This window comes from Streptomyces sp. NA02950 (assembly GCF_013364155.1).
GTDB lineage: Bacteria > Actinomycetota > Actinomycetes > Streptomycetales > Streptomycetaceae > Streptomyces.
Genome location: NZ_CP054916.1, coordinates 779,244 through 800,348, shown reverse-complemented (window position 1 = coordinate 800,348; position 21,105 = coordinate 779,244). Strand labels below are relative to the sequence as shown.

At 71.1% G+C, this 21,105-nt stretch carries 20 protein-coding genes and 1 pseudogene; 12 read left to right on the top strand and 9 right to left on the bottom strand.

Features of this window, described 5'->3' with window-relative positions; all coding sequences use genetic code 11:
- Positions 1-43 precede the first annotated feature (43 nt).
- Both HUT19_RS03260 and HUT19_RS03255 read right to left on the bottom strand, forming a co-directional pair.
- Complete coding sequence (locus tag HUT19_RS03260) at positions 44-709, bottom strand: FAD-dependent oxidoreductase (RefSeq protein WP_176178969.1); 666 nt, start codon at positions 707-709, stop codon at positions 44-46.
- A 337-nt stretch (positions 710-1,046) separates the two neighbouring features.
- Entirely contained in the window at positions 1,047-1,661 is a 615-nt protein-coding gene (locus HUT19_RS03255) for a TetR/AcrR family transcriptional regulator (protein WP_254885412.1), read from the bottom strand.
- 296 nt (positions 1,662-1,957) lie between these two features.
- Between HUT19_RS03255 and HUT19_RS03250 the strand changes: the two genes are divergently transcribed.
- The 5 genes from HUT19_RS03250 to HUT19_RS03230 all read left to right on the top strand — a co-directional run bounded on the left by HUT19_RS03250 (position 1,958) and on the right by HUT19_RS03230 (position 6,693).
- Entirely contained in the window at positions 1,958-2,638 is a 681-nt protein-coding gene (locus HUT19_RS03250; RefSeq protein ID WP_254885411.1) for an acyl-CoA dehydrogenase family protein, read from the top strand.
- 169 nt (positions 2,639-2,807) lie between these two features.
- On the top strand, positions 2,808-4,193 hold the full coding sequence (locus HUT19_RS03245) for an FAD-binding oxidoreductase (RefSeq protein WP_176186421.1): 1,386 nt from the start codon (positions 2,808-2,810) through the stop codon (positions 4,191-4,193).
- 191 nt (positions 4,194-4,384) lie between these two features.
- Positions 4,385-5,950: a carboxylesterase/lipase family protein gene (locus HUT19_RS03240; protein WP_176178967.1), complete on the top strand. Its 1,566-nt coding sequence runs from the start codon at positions 4,385-4,387 to the stop codon at positions 5,948-5,950.
- A gap of 147 nt (positions 5,951-6,097) precedes the next feature.
- Complete coding sequence (locus tag HUT19_RS03235; RefSeq protein ID WP_176178966.1) at positions 6,098-6,388, top strand: hypothetical protein; 291 nt, start codon at positions 6,098-6,100, stop codon at positions 6,386-6,388.
- Entirely contained in the window at positions 6,334-6,693 is a 360-nt protein-coding gene (locus HUT19_RS03230) for a hypothetical protein (protein ID WP_176178965.1), read from the top strand. Before HUT19_RS03235 ends, HUT19_RS03230 begins: the two co-directional genes overlap by 55 nt.
- On the opposite strand, the gene HUT19_RS03225 is transcribed toward HUT19_RS03230, so the two are convergent.
- A complete protein-coding gene (locus HUT19_RS03225) occupies positions 6,660-7,406 on the bottom strand; it encodes a helix-turn-helix transcriptional regulator (RefSeq protein ID WP_176178964.1) in 747 nt (248 codons plus the stop codon). The two genes, HUT19_RS03230 and HUT19_RS03225, sit on opposite strands and share 34 nt — an antisense overlap.
- Positions 7,407-7,505: 99 nt before the next feature.
- Between HUT19_RS03225 and HUT19_RS03220 the strand changes: the two genes are divergently transcribed.
- From HUT19_RS03220 to HUT19_RS03210, 3 genes are all read left to right on the top strand, one after another.
- On the top strand, positions 7,506-8,756 hold the full coding sequence (locus HUT19_RS03220; protein WP_176178963.1) for an MFS transporter: 1,251 nt from the start codon (positions 7,506-7,508) through the stop codon (positions 8,754-8,756).
- A gap of 167 nt (positions 8,757-8,923) precedes the next feature.
- Positions 8,924-9,658 (top strand): DUF998 domain-containing protein, encoded by a 735-nt coding sequence (locus tag HUT19_RS03215; RefSeq protein WP_176178962.1) that lies wholly within the window; start codon positions 8,924-8,926, stop codon positions 9,656-9,658.
- A 56-nt stretch (positions 9,659-9,714) separates the two neighbouring features.
- Positions 9,715-10,395 carry a hypothetical protein gene (locus HUT19_RS03210; protein WP_176178961.1) on the top strand — a complete coding sequence of 227 codons (681 nt, stop codon included), beginning with the start codon at positions 9,715-9,717 and terminating at the stop codon, positions 10,393-10,395.
- Between the two features lie 24 nt (positions 10,396-10,419).
- On the opposite strand, the pseudogene HUT19_RS03205 reads toward HUT19_RS03210, so the two are convergent.
- The 4 genes and pseudogenes from HUT19_RS03205 to HUT19_RS03190 form a co-directional block, all read right to left on the bottom strand.
- A pseudogene (locus HUT19_RS03205) lies at positions 10,420-13,661 on the bottom strand (bifunctional cytochrome P450/NADPH--P450 reductase).
- Positions 13,662-13,865: 204 nt separating this feature from the next.
- Positions 13,866-14,564 (bottom strand): PAS domain-containing protein, encoded by a 699-nt coding sequence (locus tag HUT19_RS03200; RefSeq protein ID WP_176178960.1) that lies wholly within the window; start codon positions 14,562-14,564, stop codon positions 13,866-13,868.
- A gap of 202 nt (positions 14,565-14,766) precedes the next feature.
- A complete protein-coding gene (locus HUT19_RS03195; protein WP_176178959.1) occupies positions 14,767-15,201 on the bottom strand; it encodes a hypothetical protein in 435 nt (144 codons plus the stop codon).
- 313 nt (positions 15,202-15,514) lie between these two features.
- A complete protein-coding gene (locus HUT19_RS03190) occupies positions 15,515-15,790 on the bottom strand; it encodes a hypothetical protein (protein WP_176178958.1) in 276 nt (91 codons plus the stop codon).
- A gap of 234 nt (positions 15,791-16,024) precedes the next feature.
- Here HUT19_RS03190 and HUT19_RS03185 point away from each other — a divergent pair, with 234 nt between their 5' ends.
- From HUT19_RS03185 to HUT19_RS03175, 3 genes are all read left to right on the top strand, one after another.
- Positions 16,025-17,281, top strand: a complete 1,257-nt coding sequence (locus HUT19_RS03185) for an MFS transporter (RefSeq protein WP_176178957.1) — start codon at positions 16,025-16,027, stop codon at positions 17,279-17,281.
- Positions 17,282-17,772: 491 nt separating this feature from the next.
- Positions 17,773-18,477 carry a ribonuclease H gene (locus tag HUT19_RS03180; protein ID WP_176178956.1) on the top strand — a complete coding sequence of 235 codons (705 nt, stop codon included), beginning with the start codon at positions 17,773-17,775 and terminating at the stop codon, positions 18,475-18,477.
- Positions 18,478-18,951: 474 nt separating this feature from the next.
- Positions 18,952-19,593, top strand: coding sequence for a LysE family translocator (locus HUT19_RS03175; RefSeq protein ID WP_176178955.1), 642 nt, complete (start codon positions 18,952-18,954; stop codon positions 19,591-19,593).
- A gap of 11 nt (positions 19,594-19,604) precedes the next feature.
- Here HUT19_RS03175 and HUT19_RS03170 read toward each other — a convergent pair whose 3' ends face one another.
- Positions 19,605-20,012 carry a RidA family protein gene (locus tag HUT19_RS03170; RefSeq protein ID WP_176178954.1) on the bottom strand — a complete coding sequence of 136 codons (408 nt, stop codon included), beginning with the start codon at positions 20,010-20,012 and terminating at the stop codon, positions 19,605-19,607.
- Between the two features lie 143 nt (positions 20,013-20,155).
- Here HUT19_RS03170 and HUT19_RS03165 point away from each other — a divergent pair, with 143 nt between their 5' ends.
- Positions 20,156-20,536: a helix-turn-helix domain-containing protein gene (locus HUT19_RS03165; RefSeq protein WP_176178953.1), complete on the top strand. Its 381-nt coding sequence runs from the start codon at positions 20,156-20,158 to the stop codon at positions 20,534-20,536.
- 72 nt (positions 20,537-20,608) lie between these two features.
- Here the strand turns inward: HUT19_RS03165 and HUT19_RS03160 are convergent, their stop codons facing one another.
- Positions 20,609-20,986 carry a helix-turn-helix domain-containing protein gene (locus HUT19_RS03160; RefSeq protein ID WP_176178952.1) on the bottom strand — a complete coding sequence of 126 codons (378 nt, stop codon included), beginning with the start codon at positions 20,984-20,986 and terminating at the stop codon, positions 20,609-20,611.
- Positions 20,987-21,105: the final 119 nt, after the last annotated feature.

Sequence of the window (21,105 nt, the reverse complement as noted above, 5' to 3'; positions counted from 1 at the left end):
GGATCCACCGGCCGGAAGGAGCTGACCTGCTCCTCCAGCACGGTCAGCGGGATCTCGTGGCCGAACGGGGCCAGGAGCGTGTTGGCCCAGGCGTCGGTGCACAGCACCGCCTTTCCGGCGGAGCACCGGCCGGGGTGTCCACCTCGACCCCGTGCGCGCCGTGCCGTACGGCGGTCACCGGGGTGTGGTCGCGCGGTTGCGCACCGGCCGCGGTCGCCAGCCGCCGCATGGCGGCGGTGGACCGCGCCGCGGGCACGATGGAGGTGCGCTCCTGGTACATGGCGGTGGTGCCCTCGGGCACGGACATCTGCGGCCACCGGCGCCGCACTTCGGCGGCATCCAGCAGCTCGTACGGAATGCCCTCGGCGTCCAGGCTCCGCCAGCAGTCCGTCAGGGGGATCGAGGAGTCGCGCGGACACAGGTCCACACCGCCCGTGGTGGTGACGAACCGCTCGTCGGCGGCGCACTCCAGAAGGGCCCAGTCGTCGTAGGCGTGCCGGGTGAGACGGACGTAGTCGGGCCGGTGACAGCTGTGGCGCAGGATGCGCGAGGTGTCGTGGGACGCTCCGCGTTCATGGCCGAACGCGAACTGTTCCAGGCCGAGAACCCGGCGGCCGGAGGCGGCCAGGTGCCACGCGGCGGCGGTGCCCGGACCGCCCAGGCCGACCACGATGACGTCGAACGACTCGGTCCCGTGGTGCGCGTTCATGGATTGACCTCTCGACGCGGAGCTCGTGCCACCCGTGTCCCGGTGTGTGGGGAGGGGAAGCCGCGGTGGCGGGCGGAGAGCTCGGGAACTGCTCGTGGTGAGGAGCGAAGCCCCGGTGGCCGGCGCGCGGGATGATCCTGCCGCGCGGCCCGCGGACCTGTCTGTTACTGAACGACGATGTAGTACGTGTTCCGCGCTTGTCAATACCGCCGGATCGGGCGCCGTGCCCCCGCGCCGGGGAAGGCGAGCTCGCGCGTCAGGGAGGGCCGTCCTCGCGCACCGGGGGAACCGGGGTCGCGGCGAGGAAATGGGAGCCCGCGCGCCGGGGTGCGGCCGCTCAGCCGCGCCCCAGGTCGGTGCACTTGAGGCCCAGCTCACGGGCGACGATCTGACGCGACCAGTCGGCCGCCTGCTTCCGGTCCTGGGTGCCGCGGTGGACGATGGTCTGCACGGCCACTCCGTCCAGCAGGGCGGTGATCCGCCACACCGCACCCCGCGGGTCGTCGGTGGTGAACTCCCCGCTGTCCACGCCGTCCTGGATGATCGCGGTCAGCGCCTCTTTCCAGCGCAGATCCAGTTCCCGTCCGACCTTGCGCAGGGTCGGCTCCCGCAGTGCTCCCGCCCAGCCCTCGATCCACAGCGTCCAGCCCTTGGCCTGTCCGGTCGGCGCATACCAGTCCAGGGCGGTGCGCAGCCGCTCCAGCGCGGTGGTCAGTCCGGCGCTGAGGTGGTCCAGGTGGTCCAGCTCGCGCTGCACGGCCCAGGCGAAGGCTTCGGCGATCAGCGTTTCCTTGTTCTGGAAGTGGTAGATCACCAGGGCCGGGCTCACCGACAGTTCATGTGCCACGTCGGAGATGCGCAGGGGGTGGATGCCCTGCTTCTTGATCTGGGAGACGGTGGCGCGAAGGATCTCCCCCCGGCGCAGACTCGGGTCCTTACGGCTGCGTGTCACGCCACGAGGATAGGACATGCCCCGCTCCCGCCCCAGTCGCCAGGGGTTCGCGGTCTTGAACGGGTGCTGAGTGAGCGGCCAGGGAAGTGGGCCGCACTCATTGACAAAGTGCGTGGAAGAAACCACGATACTGAGGACATAACTGTACGGCTAGTCAGTAAAGCTTGGCGCCGACGACCCCGGAGCCCGGACGGACCGGGCAGGGCACACCAGGGCCGCCCGCAGTCCCGGCCCCGGCCGCCTGGCCGCGCGGCGCCACCGTCACCGCCCCTCCGCCGAGAGGAGCCGCGGGACCCATGCCCACCACCTCGCCGCAGGCCGGTACCCGGCGCACCGGACTCGCCGCCTTCCGCGATCCGGCATCCGTGGCCGTCCGCCACTTCGCCCGTCACGAGATCCGCCCGCGCGCCCGCGAGCTGGACGAGGCCGATGGGGTCACCCCGGTCGACATCTGGCAGCGGGCCGCACAGGTCGGCATCACCGATGTCATGCTGCCCACCGAGGTAGGCGGCGGGGGATTCACCGATGTGTTCACCCAGTGTCTGGTTCAGGAGGAGCTGTGCTTCGACGACCCCGGCATCGGCAATCTGCTGTGGCCCAACGGCTTCCTCGCCGACCCCGTCCGCGAACTGGGCGCCGAGGAGCGGAAGAAGCGCTGGCTCGGCCCGCTGGTGGGCCCCAGGGCCCCGATAACGGCGCTGGCCACCACCGAGCCCGGCTCCGGCTCCCACGTCGCGTCGATCAGGACCACCGCCCGACCCCAGCCGGCGATCCAGGGGTGTTTCCGCCTTCCTCCTGGACGCCGGCACCCCCGGACTCCGCGTCGGTGGGCCGATGCGGAAGATGGGCCGGCGCGCCATCGTCTGCCGCGAAGTGCTCTTCTCCGATGTCGAGGTCCCCGAGGAGAACCGGCCCGGCGCCCCTTGCGGGCCGTCCGGGCCGGGTCCGGGCATCGCCCGACGGACCACACCGCGTAGGCGCCCGCCAGCGGACCGTGGTGTGCGCGGGTGTCGCCGAGCGGCCGACCGGCGGAATTGCGCGGCCGGGCGGCCGACGGGATGCTGGAGGTGTCAGCCCTGCGGCGTGCGCTTGCCCGTCGGGCCGCTGACGGGTGCCTGGGCGCCGGCGCACAACCAGGAGATCGCCATGGACGCCGGAACTCTGGAAACCATGCGGACCACGTTGCGCGGGCCGGTGATCGGTCCGCGGGACACCGAATACGACCGGACCCGCCAGGTGTACAACGCCATGATCGACCGGCATCCCGCCGCCTTCGTGCCCTGCGCGGACGCCGCCGATGTCATGGCCGCCGTCAACTTCATCCGCGACAGCGGACTGGAACTCGCCGTCCGGGGCGGCGGTCACAGCGGGCCCGGCCTCTGCCTGGTGGACGAGGGCGTCACCATCGATCTGTCGCCGATGACGGGGGTACGTGTCGATCCCGTCGCCAGGACCGCCGAGGTCGGTGGCGGCTGTCATCTCGGCGACCTGGACCACGCCACCCACGCCTTCGGACTGGCCACCCCCACCGGCATCATCTCCATGACCGGTGTCGGCGGTCTGACCCTGGGCGGTGGCCACGGCTACCTCACCCGCAAGTACGGCCTCACCGCGGACAACCTGCTCTCCGCGGACGTCGTGCTGGCCGACGGCAGCTTCGTCACCGCCAACGAGACCGAACACCCGGACCTGTTCTGGGCGCTGCGCGGTGGCGGCGGCAACTTCGGCATCGTGACCTCGTTCACCTACCGGCTCCACCCCGTGGACACGGTCGGGGTGGCCATCACCGTCTGGCCGGTCGACCGCACCCACGACGTACTCACCTGGTACCGCGAATTCCTGCCGCGGGCGCCGGAGGACGTGTACGGCTTCTTCGCGATCCTCGCCATCCCGCCCGGCCCGCCGTTCCCCGAGGAGCTGCACGGGCGGAAGATGTGCGGTGTGGTGTGGTGTCACACCGGCGACCTGGACCACTTCGAGGAGGCGCTCACCTCGGTGCGGGAGCCCGGCCCCCCGGCCTTCCACTTCACCTCGCCGATGCCCTACCCCGCGTTGCAGAGCATGCTCGATCGCGTGATTCCCAGTGGATACCAGTGGTACTGGCGCGGCGACTTCTTCGACAGCATCCCGGACGCCGCCATCGAGGTGCACCAGAAATACGGTGAGAACCTCCCCACCCCGCTCTCCCTGATGCACCTCTACCCGGTGGACGCGGCGGCCCACCGGCCGGGCCCGGACGACACGGCCTGGAGCTACCGCGACGCCGTCTGGTCCGGTGTGTTCGCCGGTGTCGATCCCGATCCGGCCAACGCCGGGGCCATCAGGCAGTGGTGCGTGGACTACTGGGAGGAGACGCACCCGTACTCCATGGGCGGTTCGTATGTGAACTTCATGGGTGCGGGGGAGGGCCAGGAACGGGTCCGCGCCACCTACCGCGACCACTACGACCGCCTCGCCCGGATCAAGCGCGCCTACGACCCCGACAACCTCTTCCACGCCAACCAGAACATCAGGCCGGCCGCGATGGCCTGACACCCGGCGATGTGGACCGCCGGGGGCGCCTTCCGGCCAACGAAGGCCCACCGCAGTCACGTTGGGATGTCGATCAGTGGCACTGGGTAGCGTCACCTCGCTCGGGGTGCACGGGTCACCCCGGGTCGAGCCGTGCCGGGGAGGGCCGCCCGCGCGCGGGGCGTACCATCCGCGTCCGGCCCGGGAGCCGTATGTCCGAGAGCACCACGATCCATGTCGCAACCGCGTACGGCACGGTGTCCGGCCTCGTCGAGAACGGGATCGCCCGTTTCCTCGGCATCCCGTACGCCGCCGCGCCGCGGGGCATCAAGCGGTTCGCGGCACCCGATCCGCCCGTGTCGTGGACCGGCGTACGTGCCGCTCACACCTTCGGCGCCACCCCGCCGCAGCTGCCGATGAAGGGCAAGCTGGGTGAACTCTTCCTCAACCCGGTCGTCGAGGGCGAGGAGTATCTGAACCTGAACGTGTGGACGCCGGACCCCGGCGCGACCGGCGCGCCGGTGCTGGTGTGGATCCACGGCGGCGGTTTCACCACCGGCTCCAACGCCGTGACCGCTTACAACGGCGCCACCTTCGCCCGCGACGGCGTGGTCTGCGTGAGCGTCAACTACCGCCTCGGCGTGGAGGGTTTCGGCTATGTCGCGGACGCGCCCGTTCCCGCCAACCGCGGTCTGCTCGATCAGATCGCCGCTCTGGAGTGGGTGCGGGACAACATCGCGCACTTCGGCGGGGACCCCGGCAACGTCACCGTCGCGGGCGAGTCCGCCGGTGCCATGAGCGTGCTCACCCTGCTCTCCCTGGGCACCGGCCTGTTCCACAAGGCCATCGCCGAAAGCGGCTCCGCCCAGATCGTCCAGACCCGTGAGGACGCCGCCCTGGTCACCGCCGAGGTCGCCGAGCGGCTGCGGATCGAGCCCACTGCCGAGGCCCTGGCCGCCTTGCCGGTCCACGACCTCCTCCTCGTCCAGGAGGCCGTGAGCGAGGACATCGCGGCCACCGCCGACCCGGAGCGGTTCGGCGCGTCCACCATCGCCTCCTGCGGGCTGGTCCTGATGCCCGTCATCGACGGCGAACTCCTCCACCGCGCACCGCTCGACGCGCTCGCCGAGGGCGCCGGACAGGACACTCCGCTGCTCATGGGGACCACCACCGAAGAGTTCCGCATCCTCGTCGTGCCCACCTCGCTGGTGGGCTGCCCCGATGAGAAGCCCTTCCGCGACCGCCTGGCGGCGTACGGTGTCCCGGCCGACTTCTACGACCGCTACGCCGAGCACGACATCCCGCCCTACACCCGCAACATGCCCTCGGGCATCGCCTGCGCGGTGCTCACCGACCGGATGTTCCGCATCCCCACGATCCGGGCCGCCGAAGCCCGCGCGGACGCCACCGCCGCCACCTACCTCTTCGAATTCGGCTGGCGCACCGACACCGCGCCCAATCCGCTCGGCGTCAAGCTGGGCGCCTGCCACAGCCTGCCACTGCCGTTCGCCTGGGACACGCTCGACAACCCCGACAGCGCCATGTTCACCGGCGACAGCCCGCCCCAGGAGCTGGCCGATGCCCTGCACGGCCGTTGGGTGGAGTTCGCGCGTACCGGCCGGCCGGCCGGCTGGGCGCCGTACGACACCATCCGACGGCCCGTCATGGTCTTCCGACGCGACAACGAGCCGTCGAACGAAACCGTCGACGATCCGCGCGGCACCGAGCGCGAGCTGTGGAAGGACCACCTTCACCCGAGCTCCGGCGGCCAGGACTGAGCGGTCCGGTCAGTGGGCGCGGACCCAGAACTCCACGGACAGCGGCGGCACGGTCAGCGTGGGCTCCGGCCCGCTCCAGGGGGGGCGATGGTCGCGTGGTGCGTGGCCGGTCCGAAGCGGTGGCCCTGGAAGGAGGAGGCGGTCTGGGTGTCGACGGTGGAGGTGAAGGATCCGGTGGTGGAACGGTTGGTGACGGCAAAGACCGGTTTGCCCTCCTGTGAACGGTTGGCCGAAGCGGCGTTCTGCCGACATGGCGTCAGCCCCCAGGAGGATTGGGTGCCCTACCGGGTGGCCCCGCTCGGTTCACATGCCGTGGAGCTGCCGGTCAAGCGGGAGATCAACCGGTTTCTCGCGGAGGAGGACCCCTACGGGACCTTCGCCTTGTGCGGTTCGGCATCGAACGGGGCGAGGTCCGCGGCGACATCGCCATCGACATGATCGTCGCTATGGCCGACTGGCTGGTGGAGTGGATCCAGGACGCGCTGGTGGCCGAAGAGCTCAACCCCGGTCTGTTCCATCACCCCGGCCGCGCGGGCGGGACCACGGCGGCCAGGATGGACCAGTTCGCGGATAACGGCACAGGTTCTCGGAGACCGGGCCGAGCTCGAGGGAGCCCGCCGCCGCGGGTCCACGCGACACACCGCGCCATGCGTGGCGGGACGGACGGGATCGCTGAGCTCACCGCACCGGCACTCCTGGTGCGCGCCGTTCAGGGGCGGCGGTTGTGGGTGCCGGGGGTGTAGCCGAAGGAACGGCGGAATACATCGATGAACGCGCTGGTCGACGACCATCCGCAGCGGTGGGCCACGGTGGTGACGGGCGCGTCGTCGGCCAGCATGCGCAGCGCGTGGTAGAGCCGCGACTGGGTGCGCCACTGGGGAAACGTCATACCGAGCTCGGAGCGGAACAGGCGGCTGAGGGTGCGCTCGCCGACACCGGTCGCCGCGCCCAGCGCGGCCAGGGTGCGCGGGTCGTCCGGGTGGCCGTGGACAAGGGCGCAGACGGCCGCCAGCCGGGGATCGCTCGGCGTCGGCAGGTGTACGGGCCGCTGGGGCGAGGCGCGCAACTGGTCGCGCAGCACGGCCCGCAGACGGCGGCGTTCGGCACTGGTGTCGTCGGGGGAGCGGGTGTAGGCGAGGATCAGCTCACGGAGCAGCGGGCTGACGCTGAGCGCGGTCGGGGCGTCCAGATGGAGTGGGTTGTCATCGGCGGGCATACCCACCAGGTGCAGATCGAGGGTGCCGTGGGCGCGGTGGGCGTGGACGGTGCCCGCCGGAACCCAGAGGGCGCGGGTGCCGGGCGCGAACCAGGTGCCCGCGTCGGTGGTGACCGCCACCACGCCGGAGCCCGCGTAGATGATCTGGTGCTCGTCGTGGCGGTGCGCGTCGATGCCTTCCCCGGGAGCCAGCGTCCGGGCGCGGGTCGGGGCCTTCGGTGTGTGGCGGATATCCGGCATCGATTGGCACTTTATCGGAAGCGGGACACCCCGCCACCGGCACACGATCGGAGGGTGTCAACAACCAGGATCCCGCCACGTCACCGGCCCATCACGCTGATGTCCGTCGGACACGCCTGCGTGGACATCTACCAGGGAGCGGTGGCCGCGCTGGTGCCGTTCTTCGTCTCCGAGCGGGCGTACACCTATGCCGCGGCCTCCGGCGTCGTGCTCGCCGCCACCCTGCTGTCGTCCGTGGTCCAGCCGCTGTTCGGCGCGCTCACCGACCGCTGGGCCATGCCGTGGCTGCTGCCGGTGAGCACCCTGGCGGCCGGGGCGGGCGTCGCCCTGAGCGGTCTCGGCGGCTCCTACGCCCTCACCCTCCTCGCCGTCGCGGTGACCGGTATCGGTGTCGCCGCGTACCACCCCGAGGCGGCCCGGGTCGCCCGTGACGTCAGCCGCGGCAGCCACACCGCGATGAGCTGGTTCTCCCTCGGCGGCAACATCGGCTTCGCCCTCGCCCCGCTGATGGTCTCCGCCGTCGTCGCCACCGCCGGACTGCATGCCTCGCCCCTGCTGGCCGTGCCCGCCCTCGCCGGTGCGGCGCTGTGCGCGACTGCACTGCGGTCGGTGCGCACACCCGCCGCCGCCACACCCGCCGCCGCCACACCCGCCACCGCCACCGCCGCCACCGCCACCGCCGCCACCGCCGCCGCCGGCGACGACTGGGCGTCCTTCACCAAGCTCACCGGGGCCATCGTGTGCCGCTCGACCGTCTTCGTCGGCCTGAGCACCTTCATCTCGCTCTACGTTCGCCAGCGCACCGGCGCGGGCAGCGCCTCCGGCACCGCCGCCCTCTTCGTGCTCTACCTCGGCGGCGCGGTGGGCACCGTGGCCGGCGGCAGACTCGCCGCCCGCTACCAGCGTGTCAGGGTCGTACGGTGGTCCTACGCCCTGACGGTCCCCGCCGTCGCCGGAGTGGTGTTCGTCCCCGGCCCGCCGCTCTATGTCTTCGTCGCGCTCACCTCTGCCGGGCTCTATGTGCCTTTCTCCCTCCATGTCACCCTCGGCCAGGACTACTTGCCGCGGCGGATGGGAACGGCCAGTGGTGTCACCCTGGGCCTGGCCGTCAGCATCGGCGGCATCGCGAGCCCGGCCATCGGCGCCCTCGCGGACGCCACGTCGCTGCACACCGCCCTGATGCCCCTGATCGTCCTGCCCGCCGTCGGCTGGCTCCTGCTGCGCACACTGCCCGAGCCCGGTGTGCCCGACCCCGGCGGGCCCGATCCCAACAGGCCCCAGGAGGTGACCACTCCGCCGACCGACGGCGCCCCGCCGGCACCCGCCCCGGACACCGGCCGGCGCCCCTGAGTGCCTGACCTCCCCCGGAAGAGCCAGGCGGTCTCCCCGCCCGGAGGGGTCCGCACCTCACTCCCCGCAGCGATGTGCGGACCGGCCCCGACTGCGAACGTGACACACGACCCTCCCGCGCGGGTTCCGCCCGCGCGGGACCGAGCCATCAGCACGGAGAGGCAGTCGTGAAGTCGACGTTCGTACCGAGCCCCGGACCCCGCGGGCAGCTGGCCGCCAGAGCCGGCGCCGCCGCCTGGATCCTGAACGCGGCGCAGTTCCTGGTCGTCCAGCTGATCGTGGGGTCCCGCTGGCGTACGCCCTACAGCTGGAAGCGCAACAACATCAGCGATCTGGGCAATGTCCACTGCCGGATGTGGGACGAGTCCCGTCCCCGCTACGTCTGCTCACCGCTGCACACCCTCATGAACACCTCGTTCGTCGCCCAGGGTGTCCTGCTGTTCACCGGCGTCCTGCTGACCGGATTCGCCTGGGGCCGGGGCGCGATGGCGTGGACCGCCCGGATCCTGTGCGTCATCAGCGCCGGGGGCTGGGTCCTGGTGGGGATGGTGCCCGCCGACGTCAACGAGGACCTGCATGTCCTCGGAGCGCTCCTCATCATGGGCCTGGGCAACATCGGCCTCCTGTGCGCCGGATGCGTCCGCGAGGACTCCGTGCTGGGGCGTCTGCGGGCCATGACCCTCGGTATCGCCGTCACCGCGATGCTCGGGGCCTGGATGTTCTTCGCCCAGCACGGCCCCGGTATCGGCCTCGGCGGTATGGAGCGGGTCGCGGCGTTCGCGCCACAGGTCTGGACACTCGTCATGGCCCTCGCCGTCCTCCACGCGGCCGAAGCGACGACGCACCGGCCGGTACGGTGCCCGGGGCTCGATGCAACGCCGTCCGCACGGCGAACTGAGTAGCCGTCTGAGTAGCAGCGCTCAGGTCCGGGCCCGGCCAACCCCCGGATACTGACCCCATGACAACGGCCCCGCACGAAGCCACATGGCCCACCCCGCCCGCCCCCGGCCAACCGCCTCCGCCTCCCACCGCCCCGCGGCGGGGCCGGCGGGGCCCGGTGGCCGGAGTCATCGCGGTGCTCCTCCTCCTGGCGGCCGGAGCCGGCGCCACCTGGTGGCTGACGCACGACGAGGACGGATCGCCGCTGGCCGGGCGGCCCCGGGTGACGGACCGGGCGGCGGGACTGTCGTACGGAATCCCGGAGGGCTGGCAGCGGGACAGCGGCGACCTGCTCGACGCCTTCACCTCGTCCATCACGATGCGTCCCGCCAAGGACACCCCAGGCGCCGAGGAGGACACCGAGGACGACGGCAGTGTGGTCCTCGCCGGACGTGGCGGGCCCGTACCGTCCTCCGCCCTGCGGCAGCGTGCGGAGGACGCGGCGCGCTCGAACGCGGAGTTCTTCTACCCGGACGGCAGGTCGGCGCTGGAGGAGTCCCAGGCGGTCGAGGTGGGCGACCGTCCCGCGCACACGGTGGCCCTGACCGTGCATGACGGCGGTACCGACCACCATCTGCGGCTGACGCTGGTCTCGGTGCGCGACGACCGCGCGGCCTTCCTCCTCGGTGTCGCCCAGTCCCCCGAGCGGGCGGCGCGGCAGGAGGTGGATACCGTGCTGGAGAGCGCCGCCGTACTGTGACCGGCCGCGCTCCCCGTCCCGCCGTCAGCCCGCGTAGACGTCCTCGACGTACCGGCCCCGATCCGTCAACGCCCGCAGCCAGTCGTGTGCTTCGTCCTCCCCGGCACCCGGCGCGTGGCGCGTGTACAGGGCCCGGAAGGCGTCGCGTACACCCGGTGCCATACGGCTGCCGTCACCGCACACGTACACCTTCGCTCCCGAGGTCAGCAGCCGCCACACCTCGTCGCCCTCGGCGGCGATGCGGTCCTGGACGAACCGCAGTCCGCCGACCGGTGCTTCGCTGAAGACGGGCCGCAGCGAGACGGCACCGGCCCGCTCCGCGGTGTGCAACTCCCCGGCGTGCAGGAAGTCGGCGTCCGGAGCGTCACAGCCGACGTAGCACAGCGCCGGGGCGAGTACGGCACCACTCGTCACCAGGGCGCGGCGGTCGGCGATGGCGCCGCGGAACGGGGCAAGACCGGTTCCGGCCGCGACCATGATGACCGGGGTGTCCGCGTCGTGGCGGATCCGGAACGCCGCACGGCACGGCTGGACCCTGGCCAGCACGGTGTCGCCCGGGCGCACGGAGGCCAGATGGCCGGACCCGACGCCGTGGAAGGTGCCGCGTCCGGATCGCGCGGGTGCCCGCAGCACCGACACCATCAGGTCGACACCGCCCGGGTCGACAGCGGGCGAGGAGGAGATGGAGTAGTGGCGGGGCCGGATCGGTGGCAGCAGCTCCAGCGCCACCGGCAGGGTGACGGCCTCTCGCAGGGCCGGGTGGTCCTCGATCAGATCCAGCACGCTGCGGTGGTCGGCGGAGCGCGCCGCCGTGTCCTCTGCCAGCCTCAGCAGCGCCGTCCGTTCCGGCGGGCAGGGGTTGAGCTCGGCCAGGGTGGCGAACTGATCGGCGGTCGGGCGGTCCTGGAGCTCGACATGGCGGGTGAGCAGCTCACGGACGGTCAGTGGCCGGTCGATGGCGAGACCGTCGTGGCGCGGACGGCGCGAAGTGATGTGAACGACCGTGTCCGGGTCGGCGCCCAGGATGCGGGCCGCGCGTTCCACGAGGCCGGGGGCGTTGGCCGGGAGCACCGCCAGATGGTCCGCGGTGCGGTAGGCCACGCCGTCCGGAAGGGCCAGCCGGACCAGGCGTTTCACCCGCGGATACGCCGGGTCGCTGAGGCTGTCCGCAGCGGTGACCGTCAGCTCCGCCATCCCGTGGCGGGCGGCCAGCGCGTCCAGGGGGCCGCCGGTCACCTCGGTGACCGTGTAGCCGGGGCCGTCCTCGGACCCCTCCTCGTGCTGGGTGCCGACGCTGTCCTGGTCCCCGGCGTGTGCCAGCAGGGCGGTGCGCAGCGCGGCGGTGAACTCCTTCACCGATCCGGCCAGATCACCCGAGGCGTCGGCCTCGGTGCGCGCCAGCAGGCGGGTGCCGCCGAGGGCCGCGAGCCGTTCGTCGATCAGGGTGGGGACGCGCTGGTAGGTGGCGGACCAGTTGCGGTCGCCGACACCCAGGACGGCGTAGGTGACACCGTCCGCCGCACCGGGGCCGGCGTTCTCCAGCCACCGTACGAAGGCGGAGGCGTCGTCCGTGGGCTGTCCGTTGTAGGAGGCGGCGGTGATGACCACGGGCCGGTCGGTGGGCAGTGCGCCGGTGTGGGTGTCCAGCGGAGCGCACGCCGTGTCGCAGCCGAGGTCCCCGGCGGTGTCGGCGAGCCGGGCGGAGAGGTCGCGGCAGGTGCCGTAGTTGGAGCCGTGGAGCAGCAGCAGTCCGGTGTCCGGCCGCACCTGGGTGGGAAGCGACCGGTCGTCGGCCGGAGCGGTGTGCGGTGAGGTGGCGGCGGTGTCGGCGGTGTCGGTGGGAAGCCCGCTGCCGCGGTGGGCGCGGTCGGCGGGGGTGCGCGGTACGAGGGTCAGGGTGAGGCCCTCGGGCTTGATGGTGAGCGTCTGCTTGATGCGCAGCCGGTAGTTGTCCTGGTCGACCAGCCGGTAGCGGTGGACGAGCATGCCGAGCAGCATGGTCGCCTCGTGCAGGGCGAACTGCCGCCCGATACAGGCGCGTTCACCCGTTCCGAACGGCTTGAACGCATGCGGTGAACGCGCCGCCTCCGCCGCGGGGGAGAACCGGGCGGGGTCGAACAGCTCCGGGTTGTCGCCCCAGACCGGGTCGCGGTGCAGCATCGTGGTGAGCACCCGGACGTCCTGCCCGGCCCGCAGTGGTATCCGGCCGCCCAGCAGGGTGTCCTGGCGTGGGGTGCGGGTGAACGACGGGGCGGCCGGCCACAGCCGCAGCGTCTCGTGCAGCACCTGCCGGTGTAGCGCAGCCTGCCGATGTCCTCGAACGTCGGCTCGGGGTCGGCGGTGGCACCCCACAGCCCGTCCACCTCGCGGCGGACCAGGTCCAGCACGGTCGGATGTCTGGCCAGGAAGTGGAGGGCGAACGCCAGGGTGCCGGAGGTCGTCTCGTGGCCCGCGATCAGGAAGGTGATGATCTGGTTGCGGATGTTCTCCTCGTCCAGGGTGGTGGCGTCGGCGGGGTGCGCGGCACGGAGCATCAGCCCCAGCAGGTCATCGGGGTCCTCGTCCGGTGTGCCGCCAGGGGCGTTACGTGCCGCGATGACCTCGTCCACCACCGAGGCCAGGTAGTCGGCGTCCAGGCGGAACGCCTCGTCGCGCTCGCTGTAGTCGACCCCCGGCTTCCGGCTCAGCCCGGCCATCGCCCAGGCCAGACAGCGCACCATCGCATCGACGAACGGATGCGGCTCGTCGCTGTCGAACGAGCCGAAGTCGAACCCGAATCCGGCCAGTCCGATGGTGTCCAGTGTCATCCGGGTCATGTCGCCCGGTACGTCCACGGGGGAGCCGGTGGCGGCGCGCCGGTCCCAGGTGTCGATCAGCCGGTGGGCGACGCGCAGCATCACCGGGTGGTAGGTGCGCATCGAACCCAGCGCGAAGGCGGGCATGAGGATGTCATGCGCCTTGGCCCAGTTGGGTTCGTCGTTGAAGGCCGTGAACAGCCCGTCGCCGGTGAACTCGCGTACGTAGCGCAGACCCTGGCCGACCGCCTTGCTGAATCGCTGCTCGTCGGCCAGTTCGGTGACCAGGTCCAGGCCGCTGACGAAGAGGGTGTCCTTGCCGTGGAGACGCTGGATGAAAGCGGGCCCGTGGCGCCGTGCCTGGTCCATGGCCAGCAGGGTGGGGGTGGCTGTCATACCGGTCGCGGAGATGTCGAGGACGGGAAGGCCAGGGTGGACGCCGTCGTGCGGAGGGAGGATGACCTCGGTCATGGAGAGCCTTTCCCCGGAGTCGGAAACTGCCGTGCGGGTGGACGCCGTTGGTACGGCGTTTCCTCCAGCGTGGCGTTCCTGACACGGCGTCTGCACCCCCGCTCCTACCGGAATGTGCAGTGACCCGGCCGTCCTGGCTCTTGCCCTGTCGCGGATGCCGCAGTATCCGCGCGGAGAGCCCCGAGCCGTCCGCGCGTGGGTGATTCACGGCTGCCCGGCGTCCGGTCGGTGCCCCTCCGTGCGCGCCGGCTCCGCCGTCGGGGGCCAGACGCCGGGGTCCAGGACGCCCAGCACATAGGCGCGGGCCACCAGCGCCGTACGGTTGGCCACGCCCCAGCGCCGGGAGAGCCGGGTGATGTGATAGCTGACCCCGTCCACGGTCAGATCCACCGCACGGGCGATCTGGGCGGTGGTGGCACCTCCCGCGGCGAGCGCCAGAATGGCCCGCTCCATGGCGGTGACCTTCTCCGACCGAGGTCGCGTGGGCTCTTCAGGAGTGTCCCGGGTGCCGAGCACTCGCAGCAGCACCAGCAGCCACAGCGGTGCCTCGGGGGTATCGCTCACCGTGTCCGCGGTCAGTTCCCCGTGCCGCTCCCGCCCGTCGGGTCCGGACCAGTGCACCAGGACGGGATAGCGGGAGCGATGCCCATGGCGTACCGCCTCGACGATGCGCTGGACCTGCTCCACGGAACGGGGGTGGAACAGCTCCAGCACCTGCCGGCCCCGCAGCCGGCCCGGTGTGGTCTGCCACTCGGCGGCCATGGCCGGATTCGCCAGCAGAACGATCCCGTCGGTGCGGCACACGGCGGCCGGGATCGGAACGCGGTCGAAGACGAGCAGCGCGCGATTGCGCCACGCCGGTACGTCCGCGTTGCCGAAGAGCTCTTCCGGATCGACGTCCATCGTCTTCCCGAAACCTCCCGCCAGAGGGAACACACCGACGAGGTGCCCGACGACGTGTGCGCAGGGGGCTGTGCACGACGTCTTCGAGCACCTCGCCGACGTGGGGCGGTCCCGGTCGCGTACGGCGCCGGTGTGCGCGGACGCACGGCGGAAACGTACGGCGGCAGACCGCGGAAGGGAAACCGCGTACCGACGGTTGACCTCAGGTGCCGAACCGGCCGCCGGTCAGCCGCGCCAGAGGGCGACGGCGACGAGCGGCGCGTCGGCGGAGGACAACCACCGCGGCGGCCGTGGCTGCGGCTCCGGCACCGGTGGCGGCGGTGAGGATTTTGCGCGCCTTGATCGCCATCCAGGCGGTACCGGCCGCCGCGGCGGCCTTCTTGGGTGCCTCGACCGCCACCGTACGACCGGTGGCGACCGCTTTTTCCGCAGTGACATGCGCCTTTTCCGCGGCGGTGTGGGTGGCGCGACTCGCGGTCCGAGTCGTCGCGTTTCCCGCCTCCTTCGCGGTGTCCTTGGCCTTGTCCGTCGCCTCCTTGGCCTTGGAGGCGGTCGTCTCCTTGGCCCTGGCGGCGGTGGCCTTCGCGTTCGCGGTGGCGCTCCGGTCACTGGTGCGTGCGTTCCTTGTTTCGGCCATGATGTCCGCGTTACCAGTAGGCCCGGCAGCAAACATCGCGGCATGGTGCGTCCGGCCGCACGGCCGTGACCTCGGGCTTTTTCACCAGCTCAGATGCGTTCATCCGCACTGGCCGGGCGCACGCCGGTGTGCGGTAAGCCGGGCGGCGTGCCGGTACGTTGGACCGCTCGCCACGCCCGCGGAACGGATGGCGTCCTGTCCGGTGGATCTTTGAGGGTCAGCCCGTCCGGCCGGTGGGCGCGGAGACACTCCTCGCCGCCCGGTCGCCGGCGAGGATCAGGGCCCGCCGGGGGCCTCCGCCAAGGCGACCATTTCACAGCCAGCCGAGCGCGCCGAACACGATCAGCGCGACCGCGTCCACACCGAGGACGGCCGTGACCGTGATGGCCTTGGCCCGCACCGTGCGCATGTCGTGGACGGCGAAGCAGGCGATGAAGAAGGACACATAGCCGAGGAGGAACACACAGAGCGGAAAGCTCGCCTGCCACCAGGACCAGTCCCAGGTCAGCACGCCCGCCCGGTTCAGCAGGACCTCGACACCCACCGCCGCGGCGGAGTTGACCGCGATCAGCACCGGGCGATTGGGCATGCCAGGATGCGCACGTCACGTGGCGGCAGGAATTTTGCCGCCACCACGCCCATGATGGCGGGGGTCCGCAGTGCCGGTCCGCGCCGCGCACCGCCGCACATGCGCCCTTACCGGTGGGTAACTACGGGGGAGGCCCCTGCCCGGGTCAAGAGCCCGCGCACACGGCAGATGGCCCAGTCGATCGATGGCGAAATGGCCCTGGGGAACGGGCCATCGGGCCCATAGGGTCGGACGGTGACCGCACACCGCATCCTGCCGCCCGCCGGTCCGCCCCGGGTCCTCGCTCTCGCCCAGCTCATCAACTCCGTTGGCGACGGGGCGTTTTACACCACCTCCGCGCTGTACTTCACCACCGTTGTCGGTCTCCACCCGGCCCGGGCCGGTCTCGGGCTCACCATGGCCTGGGCGGTCGGGGCGGTGGTGGGTGTGCCGCTCGGAACCCTCGCCGACCGCCGGGGACCGCGTGGCACGGCGGTGCTGCTCGCGCTGGCCACCAGCGGATCGGTGGCGTCGTTCCTCGCCATACGGTCCTTCTGGCCGTTCCTGGTGGCGGCCTGCTGTTACGCCGTCGCGCAGTCCGGGCTCGCGGCCGCCCGGCAGGCCCTGCTCGCCGGGCTCGTCGCACCCGGTGAACGGACCGGCGTACTGGCCCATTTGCAGTCGACCCTCAACGCGGGACTCGCGGTGGGCGCCGGGCTCGGCGGCTTCGCGCTGTACCACGGTACGCGCTGGGATTTTCTCGCCGTCTTCGCGGTGGACGCGGTGAGCTTCCTGGTGGGTGCCCTGGTGCTGAGGCGGCTGCCCGTCGTCGCCCCCGTGTCCCTGGTGAGGGGACCCGCGCTCGGGGTGCTGCGGGACCGTACGTTCACACTGATCACCCTGCTCAACGCGGTGCTGCTGCTGCGGATGCCGCTGCTCAGCCTCGGGATACCGCTGTGGATCAGCGAGCACACGCACGCGCCGGAGTGGCTGGTGTCCGCGCTGTTCCTGCTCAACACCTTGGCCGTGGCCGCGTTCCAGGTGCGCGCCGCACGCGGGGTCACCTCGATGGGCACGGCGGTCGGCGCCGTCCGCCGGTCCGGGTGGATCCTGCTGATGTCCTGCGTCGTGTTCGCGCTGTCGGCGGCCGCTGTGCCGGTGTGGGTGGCCGTGGTGGTGCTGCTCGCGGGCGCGGTGCTGCACGTGGTGGGGGAGATGCTGCACTCGGCCGGGTCGTGGCGGATCGCCTTCGGCCTCGCGCCCGACGGCCGGGTCGGTGAGTACCAGGGCTTCTTCGGCACGGGGCTCACCGTGGCCCGCACGGCGGGACTCCTGCTGCTCACGGCACTGCTGGTCACCTGGGGTGCGCCGGGGTGGCTGGTGCTGGGCGGGCTGTTCGTCGCCGCGTCGTACGCGATGGGACCGGTGGTGCGGTGGGCCGAGCGGTCGAAGCCGCCTACGCCCGTCTCCACCCCGGCCGGGACACCGGCCGCCGACCCCGTACAGGGCTGAGGATCCCGCCGGGAGGGCCGCTGGGCGGACACTACGCCGACGTGGACACCAGCGAGGCGGCCACCACCACTGGCTCATGCGCAGCACCTCACGCATGCCTGTGGTGAACCACCGTACTGCCCGCTGCGCGGTACGCTCCGGAGCAGGTTGGGGGCCGACACTTGTGGACTTGCAGTCATGGGCATGAGCGATGGCAGGGGGTCGCGGCCGAGCCCCGCACCGACGCCCCAGAGGGTCCGACGCCACCCGGGCCGCGATCCTCAAAGCCGCCCGTGAGCAGTTCGCCGAGCGCGGCTACGAGCGCGGACTCGGACTGCTGTCGGCCCAGTTCATCGGTCTCGCCACGGCCCGTTATGTGCTCCCCATCCCCTCGGCCGCGTCCTCATCCCCGACGAGGTCATCGAGCTCTGCACCCCCGCCGTCCGCACCCTCCTGAACCGACGCCTCGGCGCGTCACCCCACCGGGGGCCGGGTGCTGGCAGTATCGGCGTATGGCTGAACAGATCATCGCCGCGTGTGACGGGGCATCGAAGGGAAACCCCGGGCCCGCGGCCTGGGCATGGGTCATCGCGGACAGTGAGGGCACGGTGGCACGCTGGGAGGCGGGGCCACTGGGCACCGCCACCAACAACGTGGCCGAACTGACCGCGTTGCTGAAGCTGTTGGAGACCATCGACGCGGACCGGCCCCTGCAAGTGCGGATGGACTCCCAGTACGCGATGAAGGCGGTCACCACCTGGCTGCCCGGATGGCGGAGGAAGGGATGGAAGACCGCCTCGGGCTCACCGGTGGCCAACCGTGAGCTGGTGATGCGTATCGACGAGCTCCTGGACGGCCGGGCGGTGGAGTTCGTCCACGTGGCCGCGCACCAGGTCGATGGCGACCCGTTCAACGCGGCCGCGGACCAGGCGGCCAGCCACACGGCCCGCACCCAGCAGCCCGCGGGAACCTCCCTCGGATCCGCCCTGCCGCCGCCCGAGGCGCCGACGGCGCGCTCGGGCCGGACCGGCGCGACGCGCCCCCGCAAGACGGCGGCACAGCGGGGGAGCGGCACCCGCTCGAAGGCGTCCGTCAAGGCGAAGTTCCCCGGCCGGTGCCGCTGCGGTACGCCCTACGGGAAGGGCGACACGATCATGAAGAACCCCGATGGCTGGGGCCACCCTTCCTGCGCCACCGAAGCCACGGCGGCCGATTGAGGGCCCTCCCGCCCTCACCCGTCGGCCGGGGTCCTTGCGACCCCGGCCGGACACGGGAAGGACCGGCAGGGTGGTCACTGTCCGGAGAGGAGGTCCCCGTGCGGTTCGGCGGCTCGGGGCACTTCCGTGTTCACCGCACAGCGAGCGGAATTTTCTCGCAGCGGCCACCGGAACATCGTCGGGCCGAGCCGTACAGAATTCACTTGTTCCGTATCAAGTGTGAATGCCCATTGGCGAGATACGGACTTCCTTCCCTCCCTCCCGATGCCAGGGTATGGTCCGCGCCTCGCCGCTTCAGAATCAGGGAGGTCACTTCAAAGTCTCCCGAAGAAGGCCGCGGGGAGACCGCCCCGCGGGGGAGGCCGTTCCGCGGGGCGGCAGGCCGCCACAGCCCTTCGGCACGGAAATGTCAGCCGGGAGCAGGTCCGGAGAAATTGGGTTGGAGCCGGCGGGTGCCCTGACTACGATCGCCGCATGGTCTCTCCAGATCGTCTGGCCGTATTCGCGGCCGCGTCATTCCTGCTCATCATTGTTCCCGGCCCCAGTGTCCTCTTTGTGATCGGGCGGGCATTGGCGCAGGGTCGCCGTGCCGCGCTCACCACGGTCGCCGGAAATACGGTGGGGGCGTATGTGCTGGTGGTAGCCGTGGCACTCGGCATTGGAACGGTGGTCGAGCGGTCGGTCATCGTCTTCACCACGCTCAAACTGGGCGGCGCCGCCTATTTGATCTATCTGGGAATCAAGGCGGTGCGACAGCGGAAGTCGATGCTCTCGGCTTTCCGCTCACCCGATGGTGCCGCCCAGGGAAGTCGGCGCACCTTCTGGGAGGGGTTCGCGGTCGGTGTCACCAACCCCAAGACCATCATCTTCTTCGCCGCCGTCCTTCCGCAGTTCGTCGACCGCGGCGAGGGCGATGTGGCCGTGCAGATGCTGCTGCTCGGCCTGGTTTTCAACCTCATCGCGCTGATCTGCGACAGCGTGTGGGGACTGGTGGCGGGCACCACACGGAGTTGGTTCGCTCGCTCGCCGCGGCGTCTGTCGATGGTAGGTGGCGCCGGTGGGCTCACCATGATCGGTCTTGGGCTCGGCGTGGCCGCGACGGGCCGTAAGGACTAGGAGCAGCGTGTTCAGTCGATGATCGCGGTGGCCTCGACCTCCACCAGATGGTCGGGTACGTCCAGTGCCGCTACGCCCAGCAGTGTGCCCGGCGGTACCGGGGTGACCCCCAGCTTCGCGGCCGCCCGAGCGACCCCCTCCAGGAACAGGGGCATCTTGTCGGGGGTCCAGTCGACGACGTAGACGGTCAGCTTCGCCACGTCGTCGAAGGAGGCACCGACCCCGGCCAGGGCGGTGCCGACGTTGAGGTAGCACTGCTCGACCTGGGCGGCGAGGTCGCCTTCGCCGACGGTGGTCCCCTCGGCGTCCCAGGAGACCTGCCCGGCGATGAAGACCAGCTTCGAGCCCGTGGCGATGGATACCTGCCGGTAGGCATCGATTTCCGGCAATCCGCTGGGGTTCACCAGAGTGATGGCCATGATGTCTGTCTCCTTGTCATGAGAGCCCGTGGGCTCGCCGCCACCGGACCACGTACGCCCGTGGTCTCTTGTGGTTACTCGAGAACTGTAGGAGAGTGTACGCTGACCTGGAAGAACGCACTTTTTGGTGACTGAGGAACCTTATGGTGACCAAGCAGTTCAGGGGCTCGATCGAGGAAGCGGATCTGACGCGCACGGACTCTTTGGCGCGGGAGATCTTCTCGGACGTCGCCAACAAGTGGGCGCTCCTGATCATCGAGGCGCTCGGTGAACGCACTCTGCGCTTCGGCGAGTTGCGGAACGAGATCGAGGGGATCAGCCACAAGATGCTCACCCAGAATCTGCGCATGCTGGAGCGCAACGGCTTGGTGGAGCGGAGAGCGCACCCCACCGTGCCACCGCGGGTCGAGTACACCCTCACCGAGCCGGCCCAAGCCCTGCGGGAGACGGTCCACGCCATGTGCGACTGGACCCACCAGTACCTCGGTCACATCGAGTCCGCGCGGCACCGCTTCGACGCCTGACCCGCCGCCGTTCCGGTGGACCGCGCGGGTCCGTGCGCCGGGCAGCCGGGGGCGCGGCTCACCGGTCAACGCTCACCGATCCATCCCGTCGGCATGGCCGACGGAGACCTTTTCGGCCCCGATCCGCCGTATGCGTTCGCTGCCCCACTGCCCCAGAGGGACGAGTGCGGCGTTGAGCGAGACGCCGTGCTCGGTCAGTGAGTACTCGACCTTCGGCGGCACCTGGCGATACACCTCACGATGTACGAGGCCGTCTTCTTCCATCTCCCGCAGATGCTGAATCAGCATCTTCTCGCTGACACCTGGCAGCCCACGCCGGAGCTCGGCGAAACGCCGCGTGCCGTAGTGGTGCAACTCCCAGAGGATCAGCGACTTCCACTTGCCCGTGACGACGTCCATCGCCGCGTCGATACCGCAGAAGTAGGGACCGCGTCGTGCTGACCGTGCCATCCGCCCCTCCAACCCCTCCCAGGTACTTACCCGATGGTGAGTACCTGACTTCATAGTCCGTACTGGTCAACCCTATCGGTGGCGGAGAGGATCGAAGCGAACGATCAACTCGAGAGGGA

Bases quoted from the DNA above. Each gene is read 5' to 3' on its own strand.
- HUT19_RS03210 (WP_176178961.1), top strand. From the start codon at position 9,715: ATGACAACGGCCCCGCACGAAGCCACATGGCCCACCCCGCCCGCCCCC.
- HUT19_RS03175 (WP_176178955.1), top strand. From the start codon at position 18,952: ATGGTCTCTCCAGATCGTCTGGCCGTATTCGCGGCCGCGTCATTCCTG.
- HUT19_RS03260 (WP_176178969.1), bottom strand. From the start codon at position 709: ATGAACGCGCACCACGGGACCGAGTCGTTCGACGTCATCGTGGTCGGC.
- HUT19_RS03225 (WP_176178964.1), bottom strand. From the start codon at position 7,406: ATGCCGGATATCCGCCACACACCGAAGGCCCCGACCCGCGCCCGGACG.
- HUT19_RS03240 (WP_176178967.1), top strand. From the start codon at position 4,385: ATGTCCGAGAGCACCACGATCCATGTCGCAACCGCGTACGGCACGGTG.
- HUT19_RS03170 (WP_176178954.1), bottom strand. From the start codon at position 20,012: ATGGCCATCACTCTGGTGAACCCCAGCGGATTGCCGGAAATCGATGCC.
- HUT19_RS03160 (WP_176178952.1), bottom strand. From the start codon at position 20,986: ATGGCACGGTCAGCACGACGCGGTCCCTACTTCTGCGGTATCGACGCG.
- HUT19_RS03250 (WP_254885411.1), top strand. From the start codon at position 1,958: ATGCCCACCACCTCGCCGCAGGCCGGTACCCGGCGCACCGGACTCGCC.
- HUT19_RS03190 (WP_176178958.1), bottom strand. From the start codon at position 15,790: ATGCCCAATCGCCCGGTGCTGATCGCGGTCAACTCCGCCGCGGCGGTG.
- HUT19_RS03245 (WP_176186421.1), top strand. From the start codon at position 2,808: ATGGACGCCGGAACTCTGGAAACCATGCGGACCACGTTGCGCGGGCCG.
- HUT19_RS03165 (WP_176178953.1), top strand. From the start codon at position 20,156: ATGGTGACCAAGCAGTTCAGGGGCTCGATCGAGGAAGCGGATCTGACG.
- HUT19_RS03220 (WP_176178963.1), top strand. From the start codon at position 7,506: ATGTCCGTCGGACACGCCTGCGTGGACATCTACCAGGGAGCGGTGGCC.
- HUT19_RS03180 (WP_176178956.1), top strand. From the start codon at position 17,773: ATGGCTGAACAGATCATCGCCGCGTGTGACGGGGCATCGAAGGGAAAC.
- HUT19_RS03200 (WP_176178960.1), bottom strand. From the start codon at position 14,564: ATGGACGTCGATCCGGAAGAGCTCTTCGGCAACGCGGACGTACCGGCG.
- HUT19_RS03195 (WP_176178959.1), bottom strand. From the start codon at position 15,201: ATGGCCGAAACAAGGAACGCACGCACCAGTGACCGGAGCGCCACCGCG.